Origin of the sequence: Streptomyces sp. SP18CS02 (genome assembly GCF_036322365.1) — a bacterium.
Classification (GTDB): Bacteria; Actinomycetota; Actinomycetes; order Streptomycetales; family Streptomycetaceae; genus Streptomyces.
Genome location: NZ_JAQYXC010000245.1, coordinates 32,500 through 55,272 on the forward strand (window position 1 = coordinate 32,500; position 22,773 = coordinate 55,272).

A 22,773-nucleotide genomic window follows, 5' to 3' on the forward strand; every position below is an offset into this window, starting at 1 on the left:
GCGCGGCCCCGGGGCCGGGCGGGGGCGCCGCCCGCCCGTGGTCCTGGCCGCCCCGGAACCGCCCCCGTGCAGGTGCTCACCCGCCGGCCGGGCGCGCTGCTCCCCGCTTCCGGCGCGGGTGAGGCCGGAGTGGTGTCAGTTGCGGGCCCCGGGAGCGGCCGTGTCGACGGCGGGGGTCTCCGCCCGCTCCCGGCTCTTGCCCCGCAGCACGCCGGCGCCCAGCACCAGACCGAACGCCAGCAGCGTGACCAGGCCGAACGAGACCGTCAGCGACGTCGCGTCGGCGATCCCGCCGATCGCCGACGGGGCGATGAGCCCCGAGGTGTACGTGATGGTGGCGACGCCCGCGATCGCCTGGCTCGGGTTGGGGCCGCTGCGCCCGGCGGCCGCGAAGGCCAGGGGCACGACGACGGCCACGCCGAGGCCGAGCAGCCCGAACCCGGCCAGCGCGGCGGCCGGGTGAGGTGCGACCACCACCAGCAGGCCGCCCGCCGTCGCCGCCACGCCGCCGACCCGTACGGTGCGCACCGCCCCGAACCGGTCCACGATCCGGTCGCCGACCAGCCGGGCCACCGCCATGGTCAGCGCGAACGCGGTCGTGGAGGCCGCGGCGAGCCCCGCCGACGTCCCCAGTTCGTCGCGCAGGTAGACCGCCGACCAGTCCAGGCTCGCGCCCTCCGCGAACACGCCGCAGAAGCCGATCGCCCCGATGACCAGTGCCGACTTCGGCGGCAGGGCGAACCGTGGCGGCGGCTCCTCGTCCGGGGTGCTGCGCAGGTCCAGGACTCCCTGGCAGAACAGCGCGCCCAGGGCGGTGAGCACCAGGGCCGCGACGAGGTGGTGCAGCCGGGCGTCCCCGCCCAGGTGGGCGGCGACCGTGCCCGCGGCCGAGCCGAGCAGGGCACCCACGCTCCACATGCCGTGCAGCCCCGACATGATCGACTTGTCGAGCCGGTTCTCGACCTCGACACCGAGGGCGTTCATCGCCACGTCCGACATGCCGGCGGTGGCGCCGTACACGAAGAGCGCGCCGCACAGGCCGTAGATGTTCGGCGCCAGTGAGGGGAGCGTCAGGGACATCGTCCACAGCGCGAGCAGCCCGCGCAGCGCGGTGCGGGCGCCGAAGCGGTGGCTGATCGCACCCGCGAGCGGCATCGCCACCGAGGCGCCCAGCGCGGGGAAGGCGAGGGCCAGGCCCAGCTGGCCCGCGCTGACCCCGGCGTGGTCCTGGATCCAGGGGACGCGGGTGGCGAAGCTGCCGGTGACCGCTCCGTGCACGCAGAACACGGCTGCCACGGCGTAGCGCGCCCGTCGCAGCCGCTCCCCGCCGAACACCACTCCACTCGCCACAGGCCCTCCCCGGTCGGCGTCCGCCCGCGCGGGGTCGCGCGAGCTCGGCGGTAAATTATCAGGAAGCCTGCCTGATAGTAAGTTCATATGCTGAATCTGAGAGGATCCAGGCATGCCCGCCTCCCCGAGCACCGCCAGGGCCATCAACGACAGGCTCGCCCTGCGACTGCTCCAGGACGAGGGCCCGTTGACGGCAGGTCAGCTGAAGACGATGACCGGTCTGTCCCGTCCCACGGTCGCCGACCTCGTCGAGCGCCTCCAGGAATCGGGTCTGGTCCGGGTGGTCGGTGAGACGGGTGCCCGGCGCAGGGGCCCCAACGCGCGGCTGTACGGGATCGCGGCCGACCGGGCGCACCTCGCGGCTCTCGACGTCCGCCTGCGCAGCGTGTCGGTCGTCGTCACCGACCTGGTCGGCGAGACGCTCGCCGAGGCGACCCTGCCCATGGGCGACGGCACCGGCACCGGCCCGGCCGTCGAGCGGGCGGCCTCCCTCCTGGAGAGCACCGCACGCAAGGCGGGCGTGGGGCATCTGCACACCGTGGGCATCGGGGCGCCCGGACTGATCGACCCCGCCACCTCCGAGCTGCGCGACTCCACCGGGCTGCCCGCCTGGCACCGCCGGCTCGTCACCGTCCTCCAGGAGCGCCTGCCCGCGACGGTCCTCGTCGAGAACGAGACCAACCTCGCGGCCGTCGCCGAACAGCGCCAGGGCGCCGCACGCGACCGCGACACCTTCGTCCTGCTCTGGCTCGGCCACGGCGTCGGCGCGGCCGTCGTCCTGGACGGCAGACTGCGGCGGGGGGCCTCCGGCGGCGCGGGCGAGATCGGTTTCCTGCCCGTCCCCGGTACGGCCGGGCTGCCGTCGGCGACCGACTGCGACGGAGGCTTCCACTCCCTGGCGGGCTCGTCCGCCATCCGGGACCTGGCGCGGGAGTACGGCTTCGGGGCCGCCGAGGGCAACCTCGAACCGTCCGGGGCGTCGGCCGTCCGTGCCGCGCTGGCCGGCGGGCCCTCGCCCCGGGGCGACGCCTTCCTGGACGCGCTCGCCGACCGGCTGGCCCTCGGGGTCGCCGCCGTCAGCTCCGTGCTCGACCCGGGCTGTGTCGTCCTGGGCGGCGAGACGGGCCATGCCGGGGGCGCCGCGCTGGCCGGCCGCGTCGAGAAGCGGCTGGCCGCGCTGACACCGCTGCGCACCGAGGTGCGGGCGAGCGGTCTGGGGGGCGCCGCGGTGCTCCGGGGCGCGCTGTTCATGTCGCGGGACGCGGCGCAGGACGAGTTGTTCCCCGGCGGGGCCTGACCCGTCCGGCGGTCCGCTTCCGGGCGGCGCCCGCCCCTGCGGCGGTGGCTCGCCCGGCGGCGCGGAACCGTCCTTCGCACGCTCGCGTGCACGCACGCGGGGACGTAGGCATGCGCGCACGCACGGGCCCCGGCCCCGGAAAGGAAACCGGGGCCGGGGCCGGGGCCCGCGGGTGCACCGCGTGCCACGTCGCAGGACGCGGGCGTGCGAAGAGGCCCGGCGGCGGCAAGGGCCGTGAGCGCCACCGGGCCTCTCCATGTGGGGACGGCCGGCCGATCCCGCCGGGCGGGATCCGCCGGCCGTCCCCGGTCCCTACCGGGTCAGCAGGCGCCGAGGTCCTGCCAGACACCCCATTCGCCGGTGGTGCCGGGCTCCTGGCCCTTCGTCCACCACTTCGCCTTCCAGGTGCGGGACGCGTGGGAGACCACGGTGCCGGAACCGTACTCGGCGGTCGCGCTCCACGCGGCCGGCGTGCACTGCCCGCCCGGTGTCGGGTCGGGGGACGGTCCCGGGCCGGGGTTCGTCCCGGTGCCGGGCTCGACCCGCTTCGTGCCCCGGGCCAGGTCACCCGTCAGGGCGTAGGACTTGCCGCCGAAGGTCACCGTCCAGTTGGACGGGGTGGACGTCGGCAGGTAGTAGACGAAGTCCAGCTCCACCGACGCGCCGGGAGCCAGGGTCTGCCAGGCCGGCAGCTTGAGCGAGACCCGGTGGTAGTCGCCCTTCAGCCCGCCGACGTTGCTGCCGCTGTGATCGCTGCGGACGATCGTCGTACCGAATCCGGACTGGTCCTTGGCGTTGGCGGGCGCCGACGTCGCGTAGTCGAACTGGAACTCCGTGCCGCCCGGAAGCGCCGTCTTCGTGTTGTTGGTGATCTTCAGTTTGGGGCTGATCGGGTAGTTGGAGTCGCCGAGGGCGAACTGCCCGAAGTCCACGGCCACGTCGACGGCGTCGGTCGGCAGCGTGGTCGTCGCGCGCTTGGCGCCGTACGGGGCGGCCGCCTTGAACTTCTCGTACATCGCCGTCGTCAGCGTGTCGCCGGTCTCGTACTGGCCCTTGGCCGCGTTCCAGTCGTAGTCGCCGGCCAGCTCCCAGACCATCGTGCCGCCGATGCCCTTGTCGACCACGTAGTCGGCCTTGGCCTTCACCGACTGCTCGTCCTCGGTCGAGAGGAACACCTTCTTCTCGGCGTTCCACAGCCACGGCGCGACCAGCGTCGGGTCGTACTTGCGGACGTAGGTGCCGGTCAGCCTGGTGGAGGCGGGGAAGCCGTAGCGGGAGACGTAGTCGCCGACGACGCCCTTCTCCAGGTTCTTCGCGTGCCACATCGGGTTGGAGCCCGCCGGGGACTCCTTGCCGGCGGTGTCCTTGTCGTGCCACAGGTTGTCGATGCCGACCGCGCCGTCACCGCACTTGGTCAGCCCCGCGCCCGCCGGGCACGTCGTGGCGGGCGCCTTGCCCCACAGGCCGTCCGTGCCGCCCTGCACGTTCTTGAAGCCGCGGGTGTAGTACGGCAGGCCGATGTTGATGCGCCCGGCCGGCATCGAACCGCGGAAGTAGTGGTACGCCCAGTCGGTGTTGAGGTAACCCGTCTGGCCGTACTGCGAGGTGGAGTACACGCCCGCGGCGGCCAGCTCGCTGTCCTTGCCGTCGTCGAAGAGGGAGGCGTTCGGCCCCACGTGCTCGTTCCAGGCGCCGTGCAGGTCGTAGGACATGATGTTGACGTAGTCCAGGTACTTCTGCATCTGGAACGTCTCCATGCCGCGCAGCAGATAGCCGGAGGACGGCGCGGCGACGGTCAGGAGGTAGTGCCTGCCGTCGGCGGCGCCCGCGCGGTCGAGCTTCTCGCGCAGCGTCTTCATCAGCGCCGCGTAGCCCTTGACCAGGCCGGCGCGGCGTCCGTTGGACAGCTGCCAGTCCAGCGGGTTGCCCGCGTCCTTCATCGTCGTCGGGTACTCGTAGTCGATGTCGACGCCGTTGAAGCCGTACTTCTTGATGAAGGCGACGGCGGAGTCCGAGAAGGTGTCGATGCCTGCCTGGTTGACGGAGCCGTCGGCGTTGGTGGCCATGGAGTAGAAGCCGCCGGAGTTCACCCGGTTGCCGCTGTCGTCGAAGTAGCCGCCGGTCTCGGCCCAGCCGCCCACCGAGATCAGCGTCTTGACGTCGGGGTGCTGCTTCTTGAACTTGTTCAGCAGGTTGAAGTGCCCCTTGTAGGTGTACGAGGGGTCCATCTCGGCGCCCGCGACCCCGGGCCAGGTCATCCCGGTCGCGGCGTTGTTCGGGCCGTCGGCGCCGACCGAGAGCTTGTGGGCGGAGTCGATGTGCCCGAAGGCGTAGTTGATGTGGGTGACCTTGTCCCACGGGACGTCGGAGGCGAGATAGGCGGGCGTCCCGTCCTTGCCGGTGCGCCAGCCGGTGAAGTAGCCGATGACGCGGCGCTGGTGGTCGGCGCCCATCTTCTCGCGGCCGTCGGCGTCGTAGACGGAGCAGTACGGCACGTCGACGCCGGGTGTCGCGTAGAGCCCGTCCGGGCGACAGGACTCTCCCGCGAGGACGTCGTCCTGGGAGGACCCCCAGGCGGCGGGGGCGCCGGAGAGCGAGCCGAGCAGCAGCCCGGCGGCGGCCGCTGCGGACGAGAGCAGCGTGGCTCTCCTGCGTATGGGGGACAGCACGGTTCGGTTCCTCCCGGGTGGGGATCGCACAACTGGCAAGGGGCAGAGGTCGTGTCGGGCCCTGGTGTGCGCACACCGTCGGGCCGGCTCCGTGGAGGTGACGCAGAGATTAAAAGGACTAGACCAAAGCGTCAATAGGTCTGGACCAGTTGGGCGACAAGGCCGGGCTGTGAGCCAGCACACAGAGGTGCGTCCGCCTGGGCGACGGGCCGGCGTGGCACACTTGCCCTGTATCAGCAGCAGCGCACTCCGGGGTCGGTGTAATTCCGAACCGGCGGTTACAGTCCGCGACCCGGCCGCATCCAGTGGCCGGTTGATCAGGTGAAATTCCTGGACCGACGGTGAAAGTCCGGATGGGAGGCAGTGCGCGGCGGGTGTGACCCTCATGGGTGTGCCGGCCGTATGTCCGCTGATCGCCGTTCCCGGCGATCGGCGTCCTCGGTCCTGGCGCCCCTCGTGCGGTGTCGTCCTCTCCCGCTCTCTGTCGTCATCGACAGGCCCCGGAGTCCGTGCCCGAAGAGGCAGGAGGACCCGGTGGCCACCGCAGCCGACGTGAACGCCATGCGCCGAGCCATCGCGCTCGCCGCCCGCGGACTCGGCTCCACCAGCCCCAACCCGGTCGTCGGGTGCGTCGTCCTCGACGCCTCCGGCCACGAGGCCGGCGCCGGCTACCACCAGCGTGCCGGCGGCCCCCACGCCGAGGTCCACGCCCTGCGCCAGGCAGGCGCCCTCGCCCGCGGCGGCACCGCCTACGTCACCCTCGAACCCTGCAACCACACCGGCCGCACCGGCCCCTGCGCGCAGGCGCTGATCGAGGCCGGCGTCGACCGGGTCGTGTACGCCGTCGGCGACCCGGACCCGCGGGCCACCGGCGGCGCCGGGACCCTGCGCGCGGCCGGCGTCCAGGTCGAGGGCGGCCTCCTCGCCGACGAGGCCGAGGCCGGGAACGCCGCCTGGCTCACCTCCGTACGCCTCGGCCGTCCTTACGTCCTGTGGAAGTACGCGGCCACCCTCGACGGCCGCGTCGCCGCCCAGGACGGCACCAGCCGCTGGATCACCTCGCCCGAGTCCCGCGCCGACGTCCACCGGCTGCGCGCGCAGGCCGACGCCGTGCTCGTCGGCTCCGGCACCGCCCGCGCCGACGACCCGCATCTCGCCGTCCGCGGGATCGACGGAGCCGTCCAGCCGCTGCGCGTCGTCGTCGACACCGGGGCCACCGCGGTCAGGCCCGGCGCCCGCGTCCTGGACGACGCGGCTCCCACTCTGATCGCGGTCGCGGAGGACGCGGATCCGGACCTTCCCGCCGGCGTGGACATCGTCCGGCTGCCCCGCGCGGAGGACGGCCGCGGTCTCTCGGTGCCCGCCCTCCTGGACGCCCTGCACGGCCGCGGCGTCCGCTCCGTACTCCTCGAAGGCGGCCCGGCCCTCGCCGGGGCCTTCGTCCGCGCGGGAGCCGTCGACAAGGTCGTCGGCTACCTCGCCCCGGTCCTCCTCGGCGCGGGCCCCGAGGCCCTGACCGACGCCGGAATCACCACCATCACCGAAGCGTTGCGGCTCGACATGAACGAGGCCGTACGCATCGGACCCGATCTGCGCATCACCGCCACCGTCGCATCGAAGGAGCACTGAGTGTTCACCGGAATCGTCGAAGAGCTGGGTGAGGTCACCGCCGTCGAGAACCTCGGTGACGCCTCCCGCTTCCGCCTGCGTGGGCCCCTCGTCTGCGAGGACGCGAAGCACGGCGACTCGATCGCCGTCAACGGCGTGTGCCTCACCGTGGTCGAGTGCGGCGACGGTGAGTTCACCGCCGACGTGATGGCCGAAACGCTCAAGCGCTCCAGCCTCGGCGCCCTGGAGCCGGGATCCCGGGTCAACCTGGAGCGCCCCATGGCGGTCGGCGACCGGCTCGGCGGGCACATCGTCCAGGGCCACGTCGATTCCGTCGGCACCATCCTCGACCGCACGCCCTCCGAGAACTGGGAGATCGTCAAGGTCTCCCTGCCCGCCGGCCTCACCCGTTACGTGGTCGAGAAGGGCTCCATCACGGTGGACGGCGTGAGCCTCACCGTCGTCGACGCGGGCCGCGACTACTTCACCATCAGCCTCATCCCCACCACCCTCGCGCTGACCACGCTCGGCATCAAGGAGCCCGGCGACCCGGTCAACCTGGAGGTCGACGTCATCGCCAAGTACGTCGAGCGGCTGGTCGCGCCCACCGCCGGCCCGACCGAGGAGAACCCCAAGTGAGCGCCCTGACCTGGCTGAACGGAGAAGCGTTCAGCGCCTTCGGCCAGCACATCATGTGGTCCGACATGATCGGCAACACGATCGGTCTGGCCGCACTCGCCCTCGGCTGGCGGCGCTCCATCTGGACCTGGCCCGCCCAGTTCCTCTCCGGCCTCATCCTGGTCGGCGCCTACGCGTCCGCCCAGCTCAGCGGTGGCGTCGGCAAGCAGCTGCTGGTCATCGCCGTGGCGCTGTGGGGCTGGCGCCAGTGGCACCGGGGAAGCCGGCAGGCCCAGGACGGCTCCATCGCCGTCCGCTTCGCCTCCTGGAAGGAGCGCGGCCTGCTCCTGGCGGGCGCGGTGCTCGGCACGCTCGCCGTCGGCGGCCTCTTCACCCTGTACCCGTCGCTGTCGTGGAGCCCCTGGGCCGACGCGTACATCTTCGTCGGCACCCTCGTCGCCATGGTCGCCCAGGCCCGCGGCCTCGTGGAGTTCTGGTTCGCCTGGCTCCTCGTCGACCTGGTCGGCGTACCGCTCGCCTTCAGCAGCGGTCTCGCCTTCTCCGGTCTCGTGTACGTGATCTACTTCGCCCTCGTCATGTGGGGCATGCGCGACTGGTGGCTCAGGTCGCGCACTCCCGCTCTGGAAGGAGCTCCGGCATGACCGCGCTGCCCATGTGGGACGCCACCGACCTGGCCCTCGACCCGGTCGAGCAGGCCATTCGCGACATCGCCGCCGGCCGGCCCGTCGTGGTCGTCGACGACGAGGACCGCGAGAACGAGGGCGACCTCGTCATCGCCGCCGAAATGGCCACCCCCGAGATCGTCGCCTTCATGATGAGCGAGTGCCGCGGCCTGATCTGCGCTCCCATGGAGGGCGACGAGCTGGAGCGCCTGCGGCTCCCGCAGATGGTCGAGGACAACACCGAGTCGATGAGGACGGCCTTCACCGTCTCCGTCGACGCGGCCCCCGTCCACGGCGTCACCACCGGGATCTCCGCCGCCGACCGCGCCACCACCCTCCGGCTGCTGGCGGGCGGCCGGGCCGAGGCCGCCGACTTCGTCCGCCCCGGGCACGTCTTCCCGCTGCGGGCCCAGCCCGGCGGCGTACTCGTCCGCAACGGCCACACCGAGGCGGCCGTCGACCTCGCCCGGCTCGCCGGACTGCGCCCGGCCGGCGCCATCGTCGAGATCGCCGGTGAGGACGGGGTGATGCTGCGCCTGCCCGAGCTGGTCCCCTTCGCCCGCAAGCACGGCCTCACGATCATCTCGATCGAGGACCTCATCGCGTACCGCCGCAGCGCCGAACCGACCGTCCGCCGCGAGGCCGAGGTCCACCTGCCGACCGCCCACGGCGAGTTCACCGCGTACGGTTACCGCTCCACCGTCGACGGGGTCGAGCACATCGCGCTCGTCCACGGCGACATCGGGGACGGCCAGGACGTCCTCGTGCGGATCCACTCCGAGTGCCTCACCGGCGACATCTTCCACTCGATGCGCTGCGACTGCGGCCCCCAGCTGGAAGCGTCCATGGAACGCGTCACCGAGGCGGGCCGCGGCGTCGTCGTCTACCTGCGCGGCCACGAGGGACGCGGCATCGGCCTGCTGTCCAAGCTGCGCGCCTACGAACTCCAGGAGCGCGGCCGCGACACCCTCGACGCCAACCTGGAGCTCGGCCTGCCCGCCGACGCCCGGGACTACGCCGCCGGTGCCCAGATGCTCGACGACCTCGGCGTGCGCAGCCTGCGGCTGATGACCAACAACCCCGACAAGGTCGCCGCCCTGGCCCGGCACGGACTGACCGTGACCCGGCGCGAGCCCATGCCGGTCCACGCCGGCGAGCACAACCTCCGCTACCTGCGCACCAAGCGGGACCGGATGGGACACGACCTGCCCTGGCTCGACGCGGCCGGCGCGTCCCCCTGCACCAACCAGTAGGCACAGCGCGACACAGCGACACAGCAACAACGCAACACAGCGACGAAGGCACGAAGGAGAGACGTGAGCGGCAAGGGCGCACCCGAACTGAGCGTGAAGAACTGCGGCGACCTGCGGGTCGCGGTCATCGCGGCGCAGTGGCACGAGAAGATCATGGACGGACTCGTCGACGGTGCCCTGCGCGCCCTGCACGAGCTCGGCATCGACGAGCCGACCGTGCTGCGGGTCCCCGGCAGCTTCGAGCTCCCGGTCGTCGCCAAGGTCCTCGCCGGCCGCGGCTACGACGCGATCGTGGCGCTCGGCGTCGTCATCCGCGGCGGCACGCCGCACTTCGAGTACGTGTGCCAGGGCGTCACCCAGGGCCTCGTCCAGGTCTCCGTCGACACCGGCGTACCCGTCGGCTTCGGCGTACTGACCTGCGACACCGAGGAGCAGGCCCTGGACCGGGCGGGCCTGGCGGACTCGCACGAGGACAAGGGGCACGAGGCGGTCACCGCCGCCGTCGCCACCGCGACCACACTGCGCACGGTCAGCGAACCCTGGCGCTGAGTGGGCGGCCCCCACCCCGTACTCTTAGGACATCATGGCGAACAAAACCTTCGAAGAGCTCTTCGCCGAGCTGGAGCTCAAGGCCAAGACCGGCGACCCCGCCACCTCCCGCACCGCCGAGCTGGTGGACAAGGGCGTCCATGCCATCGGCAAGAAGGTCGTCGAGGAGGCCGCCGAGGTCTGGATGGCCGCCGAGTACGAGAGCAAGGAAGCCGCCGCCGAGGAGATCTCGCAGCTGCTGTACCACGTCCAGGTGATGATGGTCGCCCGCGGGATCTCGCTCGACGACGTCTACGCCCACCTCTGAGCACCGCCCCCGATCCGGAGCCCACCGGGTCCGAAGCCCCGCACCACCTCCCCAGCACCCCTTCAGAGCAAAGGAAGCCCACCGCATGCTGCGCATCGCCGTCCCCAACAAGGGTTCACTGTCAGGGCCTGCGTCGGCGATGCTCCATGAGGCCGGCTACCAGCAGCGCAAGGAGTCCAAGGAGCTGGTCCTGGTCGACCCGGAGAACGAGGTCGAGTTCTTCTACCTCCGCCCCCGCGACATCGCGATCTATGTGAGCTCCGGCCGGCTCGACGTCGGCATCACCGGCCGCGACCTGCTGCTGGACTCCGGCGCCAACGCCGAGGAGATCCTCCAGCTCGGCTTCGCCCGCTCCACCTTCCGGTACGCCACCAAGCCCGGCACGGCCACCGGACCCGCCGACTTCGGCGGCATGACGATCGCCACCTCCTACGAGGGCATCGTCGCCAAGCACCTCGCCGACCAGGGCATCGACGCCTCGGTCGTCCACCTCGACGGCGCGGTGGAGACCGCGATCGAGCTGGGCGTCGCCCAGGTCATCGCCGATGTCGTGGAGACCGGGACCTCGCTGCGCAACGCCGGTCTGGAGGTCATCGGTGAGCCGATCCTCACCTCCGAGGCCGTGGTCATCCGCCCCCTGCCTTCGGCGGGAGCTGTCCCCGGCGCCGGCACCGCCGACGAATCCGTACAGCCGAAGGTCGAGCAGTTCCTGCGCCGCCTCCAGGGCGTCCTGGTGGCCCGCTCGTACGTGATGATGGACTACGACTGCCGCGCCGAACACCTGGAGCAGGCCGTCGCCCTCACCCCCGGCCTGGAGTCGCCGACCATCTCCCCGCTGCACAACGAGGGCTGGGTCGCCGTCCGTGCCATGGTGCCGGCGAAGGAGGCGCAGCGGATCATGGACGATCTGTACGCCCTGGGAGCCCGCGCCATCCTGACGACATCCATCCACGCCTGCCGCCTCTGAGACACCGCCTCCGAGACCATCGCCTCCGAGGCCACCGCCTCCGACGGACCGCCGAAGGACCCCGCACGTCATGTCCGACATCCCCCTGCCGGCGCTCCCGGTCACGTTCCGGCCGACCCGCACCCGGGCGGTCCTGCTGACCGTGGGCACGGTGATGTTCGCCGTCATCACGGCGGTCGCCCTGATGCTGGAGAACCTGGGTGGGGGTGAGCGCGCGAGCTTCATCTTCACCGCGGCGCTCTTCTTCGGCGTCCTGGCCCTGCTGAGCCGCCCCAAGGTCGTCGCCGACGACGAGGGCGTCGTCGTCGTCAACCTCACCCGGACACGCCGACTGGCATGGGCCGAGATCCTGCGGGTGAATCTGCGCGAGGGCGACCCCTGGGTCTTCCTCGACCTGAGCGACGGCACCAGCATGCCCGCCCTGGGCATCCAGCCCGGCATCGGCAAGCAGCAGGCCATCCGCGACGCCCGGACACTGCGCGCCCTCGCGGAGAACCGGGGCACCGGTTCCGAGCGCGGCTGAGACCCGCGCGCCCGTCCAGGTCCCCCGTACGGGCGCCGACCCCGTGCCCCACCTGCCCGTGCCGTGATTACTCTTGAGGCGGTGGCGCCGAACGCGCCACCGCCTCGCGCAGACGGCAGCACACGGGCCGGCGGGGCACCTGCGACCCGAGGAGTGACTCCCTCCAGCAATGGACGGATCGTCCGGTAGTACCTGCGCCGCCCCTTCGCACGAGGCGGCGGCATGATCATCCCCCTTCTGCTGCTTGCCGCGGCATTCCTTCTGATCCTTGCCAACGGCTTCTTCGTGGCGGCCGAGTTCGGCCTCGTCACCGTGGAGCGGGCGGACGCCGAACGGGCCGCCGCCGAAGGCGACCGGCGTGCCCGCACCGTCGTCAAGGCCCTGCGGGAGCTGTCCTTCCAGCTCTCCGGCACCCAGCTCGGCATCACCATCACCTCGCTCGTCGTCGGCATGCTCGCCGAACCGGCGCTCGCACGGCTCCTGGACGGACCGCTCACCGCGACCGGACTGCCCGAAGGGGTCGTCTCCGGGGTGGCGGTCGCCATCGGCATGCTGGCCGCGTCCGCCGTCCAGATGGTGATCGGCGAACTCGTCCCGAAGAACTGGGCGGTCTCCCGCCCGCTGCAGGTCGCGCGGTTCGTCGCGGGCCCGCAGCACGCCTTCTCGTCCGCCTTCAGGCCGGTGATCGCCGTGCTCAACGCGGTCGCCAACCGGCTCGTGCGGCTGCTGGGCGTCGAGCCCACCGAGGAGCTCGCCTCCGCCCGTACCCCCGGTGAACTGGTCTCGCTGGCCCGGCACTCCGCCCAGGCCGGCGCCCTCGAACAGGACACCGCCGACCTCTTCGTGCGCACCCTCTCGCTCGGCGGCCTCACCGCCCAGCACGTGATGACGCCGCGGGTGAAGGTCAGCGCGCTCCAGACGGACGCCACCGCGGCCGACGTCCTCAACCTGACCCGGGCCACCGGGCTCTCCCGCTTCCCGGTCTACCGGGACCGCATCGACGAGATCGTCGGCATGGTGCACCTCAAGGACGCGCTCGCCGTGCCGGTGCACGAGCGGCTGCGCACCCCGGTCGGGCGGGTCGCCGTCCCCCCGCTGCTGGTCCCCGAGACGCTCCCGGCGCAGACACTCCTCGAACGGCTGCGCAGCGAGCAGCCCATCGCGGTCGTCGTCGACGAGTACGGCGGCACGGCCGGCGTGGTCACCCTGGAGGACATCGTGGAGGAGCTCGTCGGCGAGGTCCGCGACGAGCACGACGACGAGGGCGACGACCTGCCCGAGCTGGCCGCCGTCGCGGCCGAGGACGGGCACGCCGCCTGGGAGGCCGACGGCAGCTGCCGGGTCCACACCCTGCGCAGGATAGGTCTCGAAGTCCCCGACGGGCCGTACGAGACCGTCGCCGGCCTCGTCGCCGATCTGCTCGGACGCATCCCCGCCCCGGGCGACCGCGCCGAACTGCCCGGCTGGCGCCTGTCCGTGCGCCAGGTCGACCGCAACCGCGCCGAGCGCGTCCGGCTGGTCCGTACCGCCGGCCTCCCGGGCACCAGCGGTGCGCCGGCCGCGGCCGATGTGGCGGAGGCCGTCCGATGAGCGTGCTGCAACTGCTCTTCGCGGGCCTTCTGGTGCTCGCCAACGGGTTCTTCGTGGGCGCGGAGTTCGCCCTGGTCTCGGTGCGCCGCAGCCAGATCGAGCCGCTCGGTTCCAAGCGGGCCCGCCAGGTGCTGTACGGCCTGGAGAACCTGCCGCGGATGATGGCCGCGGCACAGTTCGGCATCACCATGTGCTCGCTGACCCTGGGCGCCGTCGCCGAACCGACCGTCGCGCGGCTGCTGGAGCCGGTGTTCCACGCCGTCCACCTGCCCGAGGGCCTGATCCATCCGCTCGGGTACGTCATCGCGCTGGCCGTGGTGGTCTTCCTGCACCTGGTCATCGGCGAGATGCTCCCGAAGAACCTGGCCATGGCGGCGCCGGAGCGGACCGCGCTGTGGCTCAGCCCCGGCCTGGTCGGCTTCGCCCGGCTGTGCCGCCCGGTGACGGCGGCCCTCGGCGCCTGCGCCCGTCTCGTCCTCAAGGCCTTCCGGGTGGAGCCCAAGGACGAGGTCGAGGCGGTCTTCACCAGCGCCCAGCTCGGCCGGCTCGTCGAGGACTCCGGCCTGGCCGGACTGCTCGACCCCGCCGAGCAGGAGCGGCTGGAGGACGCGCTGGAGCTGGGCAGCCGCCCGGTGTCGGACGTGCTGATCCCGCGTACGGCCCTGGTCACCGTCCTTCCCTCGGTCACCCCGAGCAGGATCGAGGAACTGACCGTCCGCACCGGGTACTCGCGTTTCCCGGTGTGCGCGGAGGGCGGCGGTGCCTACATGGGCTTCGTGCACGTCAAGGACGTGCTCGACCTGGAGGACGGGGACAGGGCCGTGCCCCAGCGCCTGTGGCGGCCGATGGCCACCCTGCGGGCGGAGCTGCCGCTCGACGACGCCCTCACCGTGATGCGCCGTGCGGCCACCCATCTGGCCCAGGTCGCGGACGGCTCCGGGCGGGTGCTCGGCCTGGTCGCGCTGGAGGACGTCCTGGAGATGCTCGTCGGTGAGGTGCGCGACCCGGCGCACCGTACCGGCACCCCTCCGGTGCCGCTCGTCACCGAGCCCCGCCCCGCCCCCGCCGAAGGGGTCCTCACGGGCTGACGCCACCGTCGGCCTTCGACGCTCCCGGGACCCCGCCCGTCAGAAGCCGGGCGGGTCCTGGGGGCCGCGGTCCACCGGGCCCCGGCCCGACAGCACCTCGCCGTACGCCTGCATCAGATCGGCCAGTCGCAGGGTCGCCAGCTCCGAGCGGGTGGGCGTCACGGCGTACCCGGACAGCCGCAGATCGCGGTACGCGCACGCCTTCTCGTACAGGGTGCGCAGGAAGCGGCCGTTGCCCAGCTCGTCGATCCAGCCCTGCTCCACCACATGGGCGCTGACCGAGCGGAGCTCCTCCAGGGCCTCCTCGTCCCAGACGTCGTCGTTCGCCGCCGCCAGTACCCGGCCGATCGCCGTCAGTTCCGCGGGACGGTACGAGGGGAAGTCCACCCGGGTCGTGAAGCGGGACGAGAGCCCGGGGTTGGCGGCGAGCAGCCGGTCCATGCCCTCCGGATAGCCGGCCAGGATCACCACCAGATGGTCCCGGTTGTCCTCCGCGCGCTTGAGCAGCACCTGGAGGGCCTCGTCGCCGTAGGCGTCGCCCTTGCTGTAGCCGGTGTTCGACAGCGAGTACGCCTCGTCGACGAAGAGCACCCCGCCCAGCGCCGAATCGATCAGCTCGTTGGCCTTCACCCCGGTCTGGCCGAGGAACTCACCCACCAGGTCGGAGCGTTGCGCCTCCACCAGATGGTCGCCGCCGAGCAGCCCGAGCGCGTAGAACACCCGCCCGAGGATGCGGGCCACCGTGGTCTTTCCGGTGCCGGAGGGGCCGGAGAAGACAAAGTGACGTTTCGGCGGCTGCACGGGCAACCCCTGCCCGGCGCGCAGCCGAGCCATCTCCAGCTGCGCCGACAAGGCCTTGACCTGGCGCTTCACCGGTTCCAGGCCCACCATCCGCTCCAGCTCGGCGAGGGCCGCCGCCAGCAGCCCGGGGTCGGTGGAGCCTGCGGGGAAGGGCGGGTGCCCGGGCCGGCGCGGCGCGGCCGCCTTCTCCCGTACCTTGTCGGGCGCGGGGGAGGGGCCCGGCATTCCCATGGGCGGCTGGGGGTCGCCGCCCATCCTCAGCCCGTCGCCGGACGGCGACAGATCCGTGACCTCCTGCGTCTCGACGGTGTCCCGGCCGTCCAGAACGTCCTGTCCGGCGCCGGCCCCGGCCAGCGAGAGGGTGGCCATACCGGCCGCCTCCTCGGAGCCCTCGAACCCGTCGTACTCCGCGATCGCCGCGAGCCTGGCGGCGGTGTCCATGAACGCCGGATCGATCCGGTGCACGGCCCGGTACAGCGGAAGGGCGGCGGCGCTGCGGCCCGTCCCCTCATGGGCGCGGGCCAGCCAGTACCGCAGCTCCTTGCGCTGGGGCTGCTCGCTGCGGCAGCGCATCAGCGAGGCGGACAGCAGCGGCTCCGCCTGCCCGTACATCTCCAGCCGGACCCGCGCCATCCCGCCGAACAGTCCTGCCTCGATGCCCAGCAGCGGATCGTCGACGAGCGGCTCGGTGTGGCGCACCAGCTGGTCCCAGTCCTTGACCAGGTACGCCCGGCAGGCGTGCAGGAACCGCACCTGCGCGTCCGTGTCGACGGGCGGCAGCTCCGCCAGTGCCCGGTCCAGCTCCGGCACATGACGGCCGTCCAGCCAGTGCGAGGCGTGCGCGAGCAGCAGATCGCGCGGGCTCTCCAGCACCGGCTGCACCCACCAGCCCAGCCAGTACCAGGAGTTGAGTCTGCGGCGGTGGCGGGCGCGCTGCTCGCCGAACCTCTCCCGGTTGCGGTACATCCGCAGCAGCGCCGTGGTCGTGTCGACCCGTAACGCGTGCAGTCCGAGCCAGCCGTCGGCCATGGCGGGGTCGATCCGGACAGCGGTCCGGAATTCCTCCTCCGCCTGCGGATACGCGCCCATGGTGTAGGCGTCCACGCCGCGCATCCAGGCGAGGTCGGCCGGGGCATGTGAGCCCTGTGTGCCGATGTCCATCGGGTCCCCCACAACCGTGCCCCGTACCTGTCCCGCCGGGCGGTCGCCCGTCGGAAGCTTGCCCATCGCCCTCTCATGAACGGGATTCGACCGCACCGAGGGGCATCGTACCTGCGCAGGGGTGTGGGCTTAAGGGCGCTGCGAGCGTTCCCGCGGTGGTGACCCAGGGTGAGCGTCAGGTGCTCCAACAGCCCGGGAAGAGGGGAACGAGGGCAGAACGAAGCCCCCGATCACGGGGGAACAACCGGGGGCTTCGTGTCCGCGGCGGCTCCGGAAAGCCGCACATTGAGAACGTAAGACCTGTAAGCCCCGTCGGTCAAGCGAAGTTGGGGCACTCTCGGCGGCTGATTTCCGACTGCTCAGTACGGTCGGGGATGTCGGTCACGGTGAGTAATGATCCGGTTTGCGTCTGCTGCCGAATGAGGCCCCGGGAGCCACTCGTACCCCTCACGACACTCACGTATCAGAGCATCGGCGAACGGGCGGGAAGGGTCCGTCGCGAAATGGCGTATCTCCGCCACCGTCCATCCGTCCCAGAAATCGGACTGGGCCGGTCCGTCGCGGTCACGGCCCCGGTTCCATGACTCCTCGGGCCCGCGCTCCATCCACAGCAGCCGCGCCAGAAGGGGCCGCAGAGCGCGCCGCCCGGCCCCCACGCCCTCGATGAGGACCACGGGCGCGGGCGGCAGGGCCAGCGGCGGCCCGAAGCGGCGCAGGTTCCAGTCGTACGGGTGAAGGTGTGCGACCTCACCGCGCCTCATCGGTTCGAGTACGTCCACGCGCAGCCGGTCCGTCCAGGCGAAGAGCTCGTCGTGCGTGGCGATGTCGTCGAGGCGCAGCACGGGGGCGCCGCCGAGCGCTGCCGCCAGACGCGACGCGAAGGTGGACTTGCCGGAACCGGCGTGACCGTCGACGGCGATCAGCCGGACGGGGCCGCACGAGGGGGGAAGCGCGCGCAGCTCGTCGGCCCGGCGGTCGAGGGGGTCCATACCGTCACCCTACAAAGCCCCGTCCGGGCCGCCGCAGCTCACGCCACTGGTCGGGACCAATATTGCTCCGGCGACGCGTGGCGAATCGCTGGCAGGTGCGGCCCCGGAGGCGGGATAGTGACGGCTGTCGTGCACCCGCCGCCCCGTCCGTCGTCCCGTCTGGGGGTCATCGCCATGACCGGTTCCACCCCGCGCAGAGCCGTGCTCGCCGCCGCGCTCGCCGTCGCCGGCACGGCGGCGGCCCCCGCCGCCGCCCTTCCACGGACCGCGGACGCCTCGCGGACGGACGGCGTCCCGCTCCCGCACGGGCACGGGTCCGGGCCCGGTCTCGTCGACAACCGTTTCTGGTCCACCTATGCCGACTGGCGCTCCGGAACGGGCGCCGGAACCCGCGTGCTCGCCGGCCGCCGTCCCGGCCTGGTGATCGACGCCCCCGCCGGACGCACGGACTACCGCGACCCCCACACCGGAACGACCGCCACCTGGGAGTACGCGACCTGGACCTCGCCGCGTCACACCTCCACCGTCCCGGCGACCGAGGCCATCGCCTCCTGGAACGCCCAGACCCCCGCGGGCACCTGGATCGCCGTCGAGCTGAGCGGCCGCTACTCGGACGGCACCGACACCCCCTGGTACGTACTGGGCCGCTGGGCGAGCGGTGACGGCGACACGGACATCCGGCGCACCTCCGTCGACGGCCAGGGCGACGGGAGGAGCTCCGTCCGGACCGACACCTTCTCCATCGACGACGCCGCGAGCGGGCTGCGCCTGGCGTCGTACCGGCTGCGGCTGACGCTGCACCGCACGCCCGGCACCAGGGCGACGCCGACCGTCACGCGGATCGGCGCCATGGCCTCGGACATCCCCGACCGCTTCTCGGTGCCCGCCTCGCAGCCGGGGCAGGGCCGGGAACTGGTCGTCCCGCGCTACTCGCAGAACACCCACATCGGGCAGTACCCGGAGTACGACAACGGCGGTGAGGCGTGGTGCAGCCCCACCTCGTCGCAGATGATCATCGAATACTGGGGGCGCGGGCCCACCGCCCAGGACCTGGCCTGGGTCGATCCGGCCTTCGCCGACCCCCAGGTCTGCCACGCCGCCCGCCACACCTTCGACCACCAGTACGACGGCTGCGGCAACTGGCCCTTCAACGCCGCCTACGCCGCGACCTACGACGACCTGAGCGCGGTGGTCACCCGGCTGCGGTCGCTGACGGAGCTGGAACTCCTCGTCCGGGCCGGCATCCCGGTCATCACGTCCCAGTCCTTCCTGAAGGAGGAGCTGACCGGCGCGGGGTACGGAACGGCCGGCCATCTGATGACCGTGATCGGCTTCACCGCCGAGGGCGATGTGATCGCCAACGACCCCGCCTCGCCGAGCAACGATGCCGTCCGCCGGGTCTACCGGCGCCGCGAGTGGGAGAACATCTGGCTGCGTACGAAGAGGTACAACGCCTCCGGCAAAGTGGCGTCGGGCACAGGCGGCGTCTGCTATCTGTACTGGCCCGCCCACCCCACAACCGCTCAACGCCAGGCCCTGGCGGCCGTCGGTGTCCGCTGAACCCGCCCGGGGCGGGCGCCGGGTGCGCAGGGGGAGTGAGGTACGTCTCTACCCGTCGGGCGTTTGCGCTGGCACTGTGGTCTGGGAGACCGGGGGGACGTCCACAGCCGGCCAGACAGACAGAGCGAGAAGCCATGACCACGACCACCGCTGTTGCCGCCCGCGCCCGCACCGGAGGCCCCCAGGAGGACGGCCCCAAGCTGCTGGAGCACGCCCTGGGATGGGTTCTCGTCGTCGTCTTCGCGATGCTCGTCACCCAGGTCGGCCTGTTCTGATCCGCGTCCCGGAGGGTGGGCGGCCCGCCCATCCTCCCCCCGCGTGGGGACACCCCGCCCGTCCGGGTCACGGACGGGCGGGGTGTCGCATGGGGGGTGGCGTCAGTTGATCGCCTTGATCAGCTCACCGTTCGAGGTGTCGCCGCTGAGCTCCCAGAAGAAGGTGCCGCCGAGACCCTGCTGGTTCTTGTAGGTCATCTTCCCGGCGATGGTGGCGGGGGTGTCGTAGCTCCACCAGTCGGTGCCGCAGTGCGCGTAGGCGGTTCCGGCGACCGTGCCGTTCGCCGGGCACTTGGTCTTGAGGACCTTGTAGTCGTCGATGCCCTGCTCGTACGTACCGGCGGCGGGCCCGGTGGCGGTGCCTCCCGGTGCCTTCTGGGTGACGCCGGTCCAGCCCCGGCCGTAGAAGCCGATGCCCAGCAGCAGCTTCTGGGGCGGGACGCCCAGGCCCTTGAGCTTCTTGATCGCCGAGTCCGTGTCGAAGCCCTGCTGCGGGATGCCCGCGTAGGACGTGAGCGGGGAGTGCGGGGCGGTCGGGCCCTTCGCGGACCAGGCTCCGAAGAAGTCGTAGGTCATCGGGTTGTACCAGTCGAGGTACTGCGCGGCGCCCGCGTAGTCGGTGGCGTCGATCTTGCCGCCGGCCGAGGCGTCGGCGGTGATCGCCGCGGTCAGCAGATTGCCGGTCCCGAACTTCGCGCGCAGCGCCGCCATCAGCTTCTTGAAGGCGTCGCGGCCGCTCGTGTCGCAGCTGAGGCCGCAGGAGTTGGGGTACTCCCAGTCGATGTCGATGCCGTCGAAGACATCGGCCCAGCGCGGGTCCTCGACCAGTTTGTAGCAGGACTCGGCGAAGGCGGCGGGGTTCTTCGCCGCCTCGGTGAAGCCGCCGGACCAGGTCCAGCCGCCGAAGGACCAGATCACCTTGAGGTTCGGGTTGAGCTTCTTCAGCTTGCGCAGCTGGTTGAAGTTGCCGCGCAGGGGCTGGTCCCAGGTGTCGGCCTTGCCGTCGACGGACTGGTCGGCGGTGTACGCCTTCTCGTGGTCGGCGAAGGCGTCGCCGATGGCGCACTTGCCGCCGGTGACGTTGCCGAACGCGTAGTTGATGTGGGTGAGTTTGGCCGCCGAGCCCGACGTCTGGATGTTCTTGACGTGGTAATTGCGGCCGTAGACACCCCAGTTGGTGAAGTATCCGACGACCTTCGAACCGGCCGCAGCCGGCGCCGCGGGGGCGGCGGCCGCGGCGGGGGCCTGCGCCGGTTCGCCGGCGGAGGCGGTGCCGGCGACACCCAGCAGGCCCGCGCCGAGAACGACGCTGCAGGCCGCGGCGACCAGCGCGCGGAAGCGGGTGGGGGGACGGTGGAGCGGTCCGGGCATGCGTGTCTCCTCGTGGGGGAGGCAGAGCGAGTGGGGATCTGCGGATCGACATGACATGAACGCGACGTCGTGCTCGGGGGAACCGTAGATGGACTAGACCAGTGAGGTCAATGGTGCGTACCAATACGGCCGCTGAACGGGCCGTAGCGGAAGGCTCCCTTCCACCCAGTGACGGGAGCCCGCCGATCGGGCATACTCAAGCCGCCACAGCCGCTGGTCAGCCGTTTCCGTGATCCGGGAGGGCAGCATCGGCAAGGCAGTGAGACCCGGCGGCGCCGCCCAACCCTTCGCGCGCGCCCGCCGCAGCGCCCGACAGGGAGGAGAGCGCCGCAATGCCCGACCGCGCCCCGCAGCCGGTGGAACGTCAGCTGCCCACCGAGGAATCCAGGGACCTCTTGACCCTGGTGCGCGACATCGTCCAGCGGGAGATCGCTCCCCGGGCGGCCGAGGAGGAGGACGCCGGCCGCTTCCCCCGCGAAGTCTTCTCGCTGCTCTCCGAGGCAGGGCTGCTCGGCCTGCCCTACGACTCCGGTTTCGGGGGCGGGGACCAGCCCTACGAGGTCTATCTGCAGGTGCTGGAGGAGCTGGCGGGTGCCCGCCTGACCGTCGGCCTCGGCGTCAGCGTGCACTCGCTCGCCTGCCACGCCCTCGCCGGATACGGCACCAAGGAGCAGCGGGCCGAGCACCTGCCCGCCATGCTCGGCGGGGGGCTCCTGGGCGCGTACTGCCTCTCCGAGCCGTCCTCCGGATCCGACGCCGCCAGCCTGCGCACCAAAGCCGTACGGGACGGTGACGACTGGATCATCACCGGTACCAAGGCATGGATCACCCATGGCGGGGTCGCCGACTTCTGCACGGTGCTGGCCCGTACCGGCGGCGAGGGCGCGCGGGGCATCACCGCCTTCCTCGTGCCGGGTGACGCGGAGGGCCTGTCCGCCGCCGTGCCCGAGAAGAAGATGGGCATGAAGGGGTCGCCCACGGCCCAGCTCCACTTCGACGGCGTACGCGTCCCGGACGCGCGCCGCATCGGGGACGAGGGCCAGGGCTTCGCGATCGCCCTGTCGGCGCTCGACTCCGGACGGCTGGGCATCGCGGCCTGCGCGATCGGTGTCGCGCAGGCGGCCCTGGACGAGGCCGTGGCCTATGCGACCGACCGGCGGCAGTTCGGCCGCCCCATCGCGGACTTCCAGGGACTGCGCTTCATGCTCGCCGACATGGCCACACAGATCGAGGCGGGCCGTGCGCTCTACCTCTCCGCGGCCCGGCTGCGCGACGCGGGGCGGCCGTTCTCCCGTGAGGCGGCGATGGCCAAGCTGTTCTGCACGGACGCGGCGATGAAGGTCACCGTCGACGCGGTCCAGGTCCTCGGCGGGTACGGCTACACCGCCGACTTCCCCGTCGAGCGCTACATGCGTGAGGCGAAGGTGCTCCAGATCGTCGAGGGCACCAACCAGATCCAGCGCATGGTCATCGCCCGTCACGTCGCGGGCCCCGAGACCCGCTGATCTCCCCGGGCAGGGTCCATACCGGCGCCGCCACGAGCCGGGCCCACTCCTGGTCCCGGCGGCCCGGTACGGTCCGGCCGCTGGTGGTCCAGGAGTGGACCAGGGCACGGTAGATGGGCGGATCGGAGGGCTGCGGAACCGATTCTTCCGAGCCCTGGACCAACACGTGGCCCCGGCCGTAGCCGCTCGTCGAGTGGAACGAGGTCATGCACAGCCAAACGCGGCCCCTCCCGCGTGGTCACCCCCGGCGGCATTAGCGCGGGAGTTCGCGACGTACCCGCCGACGCGGTCCGCGGCCCGCCGCCCGACGGGGCCGCCGACCCGATGACCGCGTGGGGCGCGGCGTCGGGCGGAACCCCATCGCTCACCACCCGGTCGCACCGGGTGGTGAGGAACAGGGGTGTGGCCGGCGGGTTGTGGGGGACCAGGGCCCCGGGCTCCGGTCTGCCCGACTCCGTCGCGCCGGGAGGCGGGTGCCGCTGCACCGGGGTGCGGGACACCGGAACCACGGGACCGGACCCCGGGACCCCGTCCCGTCGCCCCGTCCCGTCGCGATCCCTCGTACGGGAATCCCTCGCACCGCACCGGTTACCCGTCGCATCCGCGGCC

The 22,773-nt window shown here is 72.1% G+C and carries 19 protein-coding genes and 1 riboswitch; of the genes, 14 read left to right on the forward strand and 5 right to left on the reverse strand.

All coding sequences use genetic code 11. The features are described 5' to 3' along the window. Window positions 1-135: 135 nt before the first annotated feature. Complete coding sequence (locus PUR26_RS02975; RefSeq protein ID WP_329868871.1) at window positions 136-1,350, reverse strand: MFS transporter; 1,215 nt, start codon at window positions 1,348-1,350, stop codon at window positions 136-138. Window positions 1,351-1,462: 112 nt separating this feature from the next. Here PUR26_RS02975 and PUR26_RS02980 point away from each other — a divergent pair, with 112 nt between their 5' ends. Further along, the gene (locus tag PUR26_RS02980; protein ID WP_329868873.1) at window positions 1,463-2,647 is read left to right on the forward strand and encodes an ROK family transcriptional regulator; all 1,185 of its coding nucleotides are present in this window, start codon (window positions 1,463-1,465) and stop codon (window positions 2,645-2,647) included. A 320-nt stretch (window positions 2,648-2,967) separates the two neighbouring features. Here the strand turns inward: PUR26_RS02980 and PUR26_RS02985 are convergent, their stop codons facing one another. Further along, window positions 2,968-5,316: a chitinase C-terminal domain-containing protein gene (locus PUR26_RS02985; protein WP_329868875.1), complete on the reverse strand. Its 2,349-nt coding sequence runs from the start codon at window positions 5,314-5,316 to the stop codon at window positions 2,968-2,970. Between the two features lie 240 nt (window positions 5,317-5,556). Next, window positions 5,557-5,687, forward strand: a riboswitch (FMN riboswitch). Between the two features lie 163 nt (window positions 5,688-5,850). Here PUR26_RS02985 and ribD point away from each other — a divergent pair. From ribD to PUR26_RS03035, 10 genes are all read left to right on the forward strand, one after another. Beyond that, window positions 5,851-6,945 carry a bifunctional diaminohydroxyphosphoribosylaminopyrimidine deaminase/5-amino-6-(5-phosphoribosylamino)uracil reductase RibD gene (gene ribD / locus PUR26_RS02990; protein WP_329868877.1) on the forward strand — a complete coding sequence of 365 codons (1,095 nt, stop codon included), beginning with the start codon at window positions 5,851-5,853 and terminating at the stop codon, window positions 6,943-6,945. Continuing rightward, the gene (locus PUR26_RS02995; RefSeq protein WP_329868879.1) at window positions 6,946-7,563 is read left to right on the forward strand and encodes a riboflavin synthase; all 618 of its coding nucleotides are present in this window, start codon (window positions 6,946-6,948) and stop codon (window positions 7,561-7,563) included. Next, a complete protein-coding gene (locus tag PUR26_RS03000) occupies window positions 7,560-8,204 on the forward strand; it encodes a nicotinamide mononucleotide transporter family protein (RefSeq protein ID WP_329868881.1) in 645 nt (214 codons plus the stop codon). The genes PUR26_RS02995 and PUR26_RS03000 overlap by 4 nt, the downstream gene beginning before the upstream one ends. After that, window positions 8,201-9,478, forward strand: a complete 1,278-nt coding sequence (locus tag PUR26_RS03005; RefSeq protein ID WP_329868882.1) for a bifunctional 3,4-dihydroxy-2-butanone-4-phosphate synthase/GTP cyclohydrolase II — start codon at window positions 8,201-8,203, stop codon at window positions 9,476-9,478. Before PUR26_RS03000 ends, PUR26_RS03005 begins: the two co-directional genes overlap by 4 nt. Window positions 9,479-9,541: 63 nt before the next feature. Beyond that, a complete protein-coding gene (ribH, locus tag PUR26_RS03010; RefSeq protein WP_329868884.1) occupies window positions 9,542-10,027 on the forward strand; it encodes a 6,7-dimethyl-8-ribityllumazine synthase in 486 nt (161 codons plus the stop codon). Between the two features lie 34 nt (window positions 10,028-10,061). After that, complete coding sequence (locus PUR26_RS03015; protein WP_329868885.1) at window positions 10,062-10,334, forward strand: phosphoribosyl-ATP diphosphatase; 273 nt, start codon at window positions 10,062-10,064, stop codon at window positions 10,332-10,334. Window positions 10,335-10,419: 85 nt separating this feature from the next. Beyond that, a complete protein-coding gene (gene hisG, locus PUR26_RS03020) occupies window positions 10,420-11,301 on the forward strand; it encodes an ATP phosphoribosyltransferase (protein WP_329868887.1) in 882 nt (293 codons plus the stop codon). A 70-nt stretch (window positions 11,302-11,371) separates the two neighbouring features. Then, window positions 11,372-11,824, forward strand: a complete 453-nt coding sequence (locus PUR26_RS03025) for a PH domain-containing protein (RefSeq protein ID WP_329868889.1) — start codon at window positions 11,372-11,374, stop codon at window positions 11,822-11,824. A gap of 222 nt (window positions 11,825-12,046) precedes the next feature. Beyond that, the gene (locus tag PUR26_RS03030) at window positions 12,047-13,414 is read left to right on the forward strand and encodes a hemolysin family protein (RefSeq protein ID WP_329868891.1); all 1,368 of its coding nucleotides are present in this window, start codon (window positions 12,047-12,049) and stop codon (window positions 13,412-13,414) included. Beyond that, window positions 13,411-14,502, forward strand: a complete 1,092-nt coding sequence (locus PUR26_RS03035; RefSeq protein WP_329868893.1) for a hemolysin family protein — start codon at window positions 13,411-13,413, stop codon at window positions 14,500-14,502. Before PUR26_RS03030 ends, PUR26_RS03035 begins: the two co-directional genes overlap by 4 nt. Window positions 14,503-14,541: 39 nt before the next feature. Here the strand turns inward: PUR26_RS03035 and PUR26_RS03040 are convergent, their stop codons facing one another. Both PUR26_RS03040 and PUR26_RS03045 read right to left on the reverse strand, forming a co-directional pair. Continuing rightward, window positions 14,542-16,464, reverse strand: a complete 1,923-nt coding sequence (locus PUR26_RS03040) for an AAA family ATPase (RefSeq protein ID WP_329868981.1) — start codon at window positions 16,462-16,464, stop codon at window positions 14,542-14,544. 359 nt (window positions 16,465-16,823) lie between these two features. After that, window positions 16,824-17,453 carry a hypothetical protein gene (locus tag PUR26_RS03045; protein WP_329868895.1) on the reverse strand — a complete coding sequence of 210 codons (630 nt, stop codon included), beginning with the start codon at window positions 17,451-17,453 and terminating at the stop codon, window positions 16,824-16,826. Between the two features lie 174 nt (window positions 17,454-17,627). On the opposite strand from PUR26_RS03045, the gene PUR26_RS03050 reads away from it, so the two are divergent. Together PUR26_RS03050 and PUR26_RS03055 are read left to right on the forward strand one after the other, a co-directional pair. Further along, complete coding sequence (locus PUR26_RS03050; RefSeq protein ID WP_329868896.1) at window positions 17,628-19,013, forward strand: peptidase C39 family protein; 1,386 nt, start codon at window positions 17,628-17,630, stop codon at window positions 19,011-19,013. A 134-nt stretch (window positions 19,014-19,147) separates the two neighbouring features. Next, complete coding sequence (locus tag PUR26_RS03055; protein ID WP_329868897.1) at window positions 19,148-19,288, forward strand: SCO1431 family membrane protein; 141 nt, start codon at window positions 19,148-19,150, stop codon at window positions 19,286-19,288. Between the two features lie 102 nt (window positions 19,289-19,390). On the opposite strand, the gene PUR26_RS03060 is transcribed toward PUR26_RS03055, so the two are convergent. Then, on the reverse strand, window positions 19,391-20,659 hold the full coding sequence (locus tag PUR26_RS03060; protein WP_329868899.1) for a glycoside hydrolase family 18 protein: 1,269 nt from the start codon (window positions 20,657-20,659) through the stop codon (window positions 19,391-19,393). A gap of 332 nt (window positions 20,660-20,991) precedes the next feature. Here PUR26_RS03060 and PUR26_RS03065 point away from each other — a divergent pair, with 332 nt between their 5' ends. Further along, window positions 20,992-22,164, forward strand: a complete 1,173-nt coding sequence (locus tag PUR26_RS03065) for an acyl-CoA dehydrogenase (protein ID WP_329868901.1) — start codon at window positions 20,992-20,994, stop codon at window positions 22,162-22,164. Window positions 22,165-22,773 lie beyond the last annotated feature (609 nt).

Bases quoted from the DNA above. Each gene is read 5' to 3' on its own strand.
- PUR26_RS03030 (WP_329868891.1), top strand. From the start codon at position 12,047: ATGATCATCCCCCTTCTGCTGCTTGCCGCGGCATTCCTTCTGATCCTT.
- PUR26_RS03015 (WP_329868885.1), top strand. From the start codon at position 10,062: ATGGCGAACAAAACCTTCGAAGAGCTCTTCGCCGAGCTGGAGCTCAAG.
- hisG (WP_329868887.1), top strand. From the start codon at position 10,420: ATGCTGCGCATCGCCGTCCCCAACAAGGGTTCACTGTCAGGGCCTGCG.
- PUR26_RS03050 (WP_329868896.1), top strand. From the start codon at position 17,628: ATGACCGGTTCCACCCCGCGCAGAGCCGTGCTCGCCGCCGCGCTCGCC.
- PUR26_RS03045 (WP_329868895.1), bottom strand. From the start codon at position 17,453: ATGGACCCCCTCGACCGCCGGGCCGACGAGCTGCGCGCGCTTCCCCCC.
- PUR26_RS03065 (WP_329868901.1), top strand. From the start codon at position 20,992: ATGCCCGACCGCGCCCCGCAGCCGGTGGAACGTCAGCTGCCCACCGAG.
- PUR26_RS03055 (WP_329868897.1), top strand. From the start codon at position 19,148: ATGACCACGACCACCGCTGTTGCCGCCCGCGCCCGCACCGGAGGCCCC.
- PUR26_RS03005 (WP_329868882.1), top strand. From the start codon at position 8,201: ATGACCGCGCTGCCCATGTGGGACGCCACCGACCTGGCCCTCGACCCG.
- PUR26_RS03060 (WP_329868899.1), bottom strand. From the start codon at position 20,659: ATGCCCGGACCGCTCCACCGTCCCCCCACCCGCTTCCGCGCGCTGGTC.
- PUR26_RS03035 (WP_329868893.1), top strand. From the start codon at position 13,411: ATGAGCGTGCTGCAACTGCTCTTCGCGGGCCTTCTGGTGCTCGCCAAC.
- PUR26_RS03040 (WP_329868981.1), bottom strand. From the start codon at position 16,464: ATGGACATCGGCACACAGGGCTCACATGCCCCGGCCGACCTCGCCTGG.
- PUR26_RS03025 (WP_329868889.1), top strand. From the start codon at position 11,372: ATGTCCGACATCCCCCTGCCGGCGCTCCCGGTCACGTTCCGGCCGACC.
- PUR26_RS02980 (WP_329868873.1), top strand. From the start codon at position 1,463: ATGCCCGCCTCCCCGAGCACCGCCAGGGCCATCAACGACAGGCTCGCC.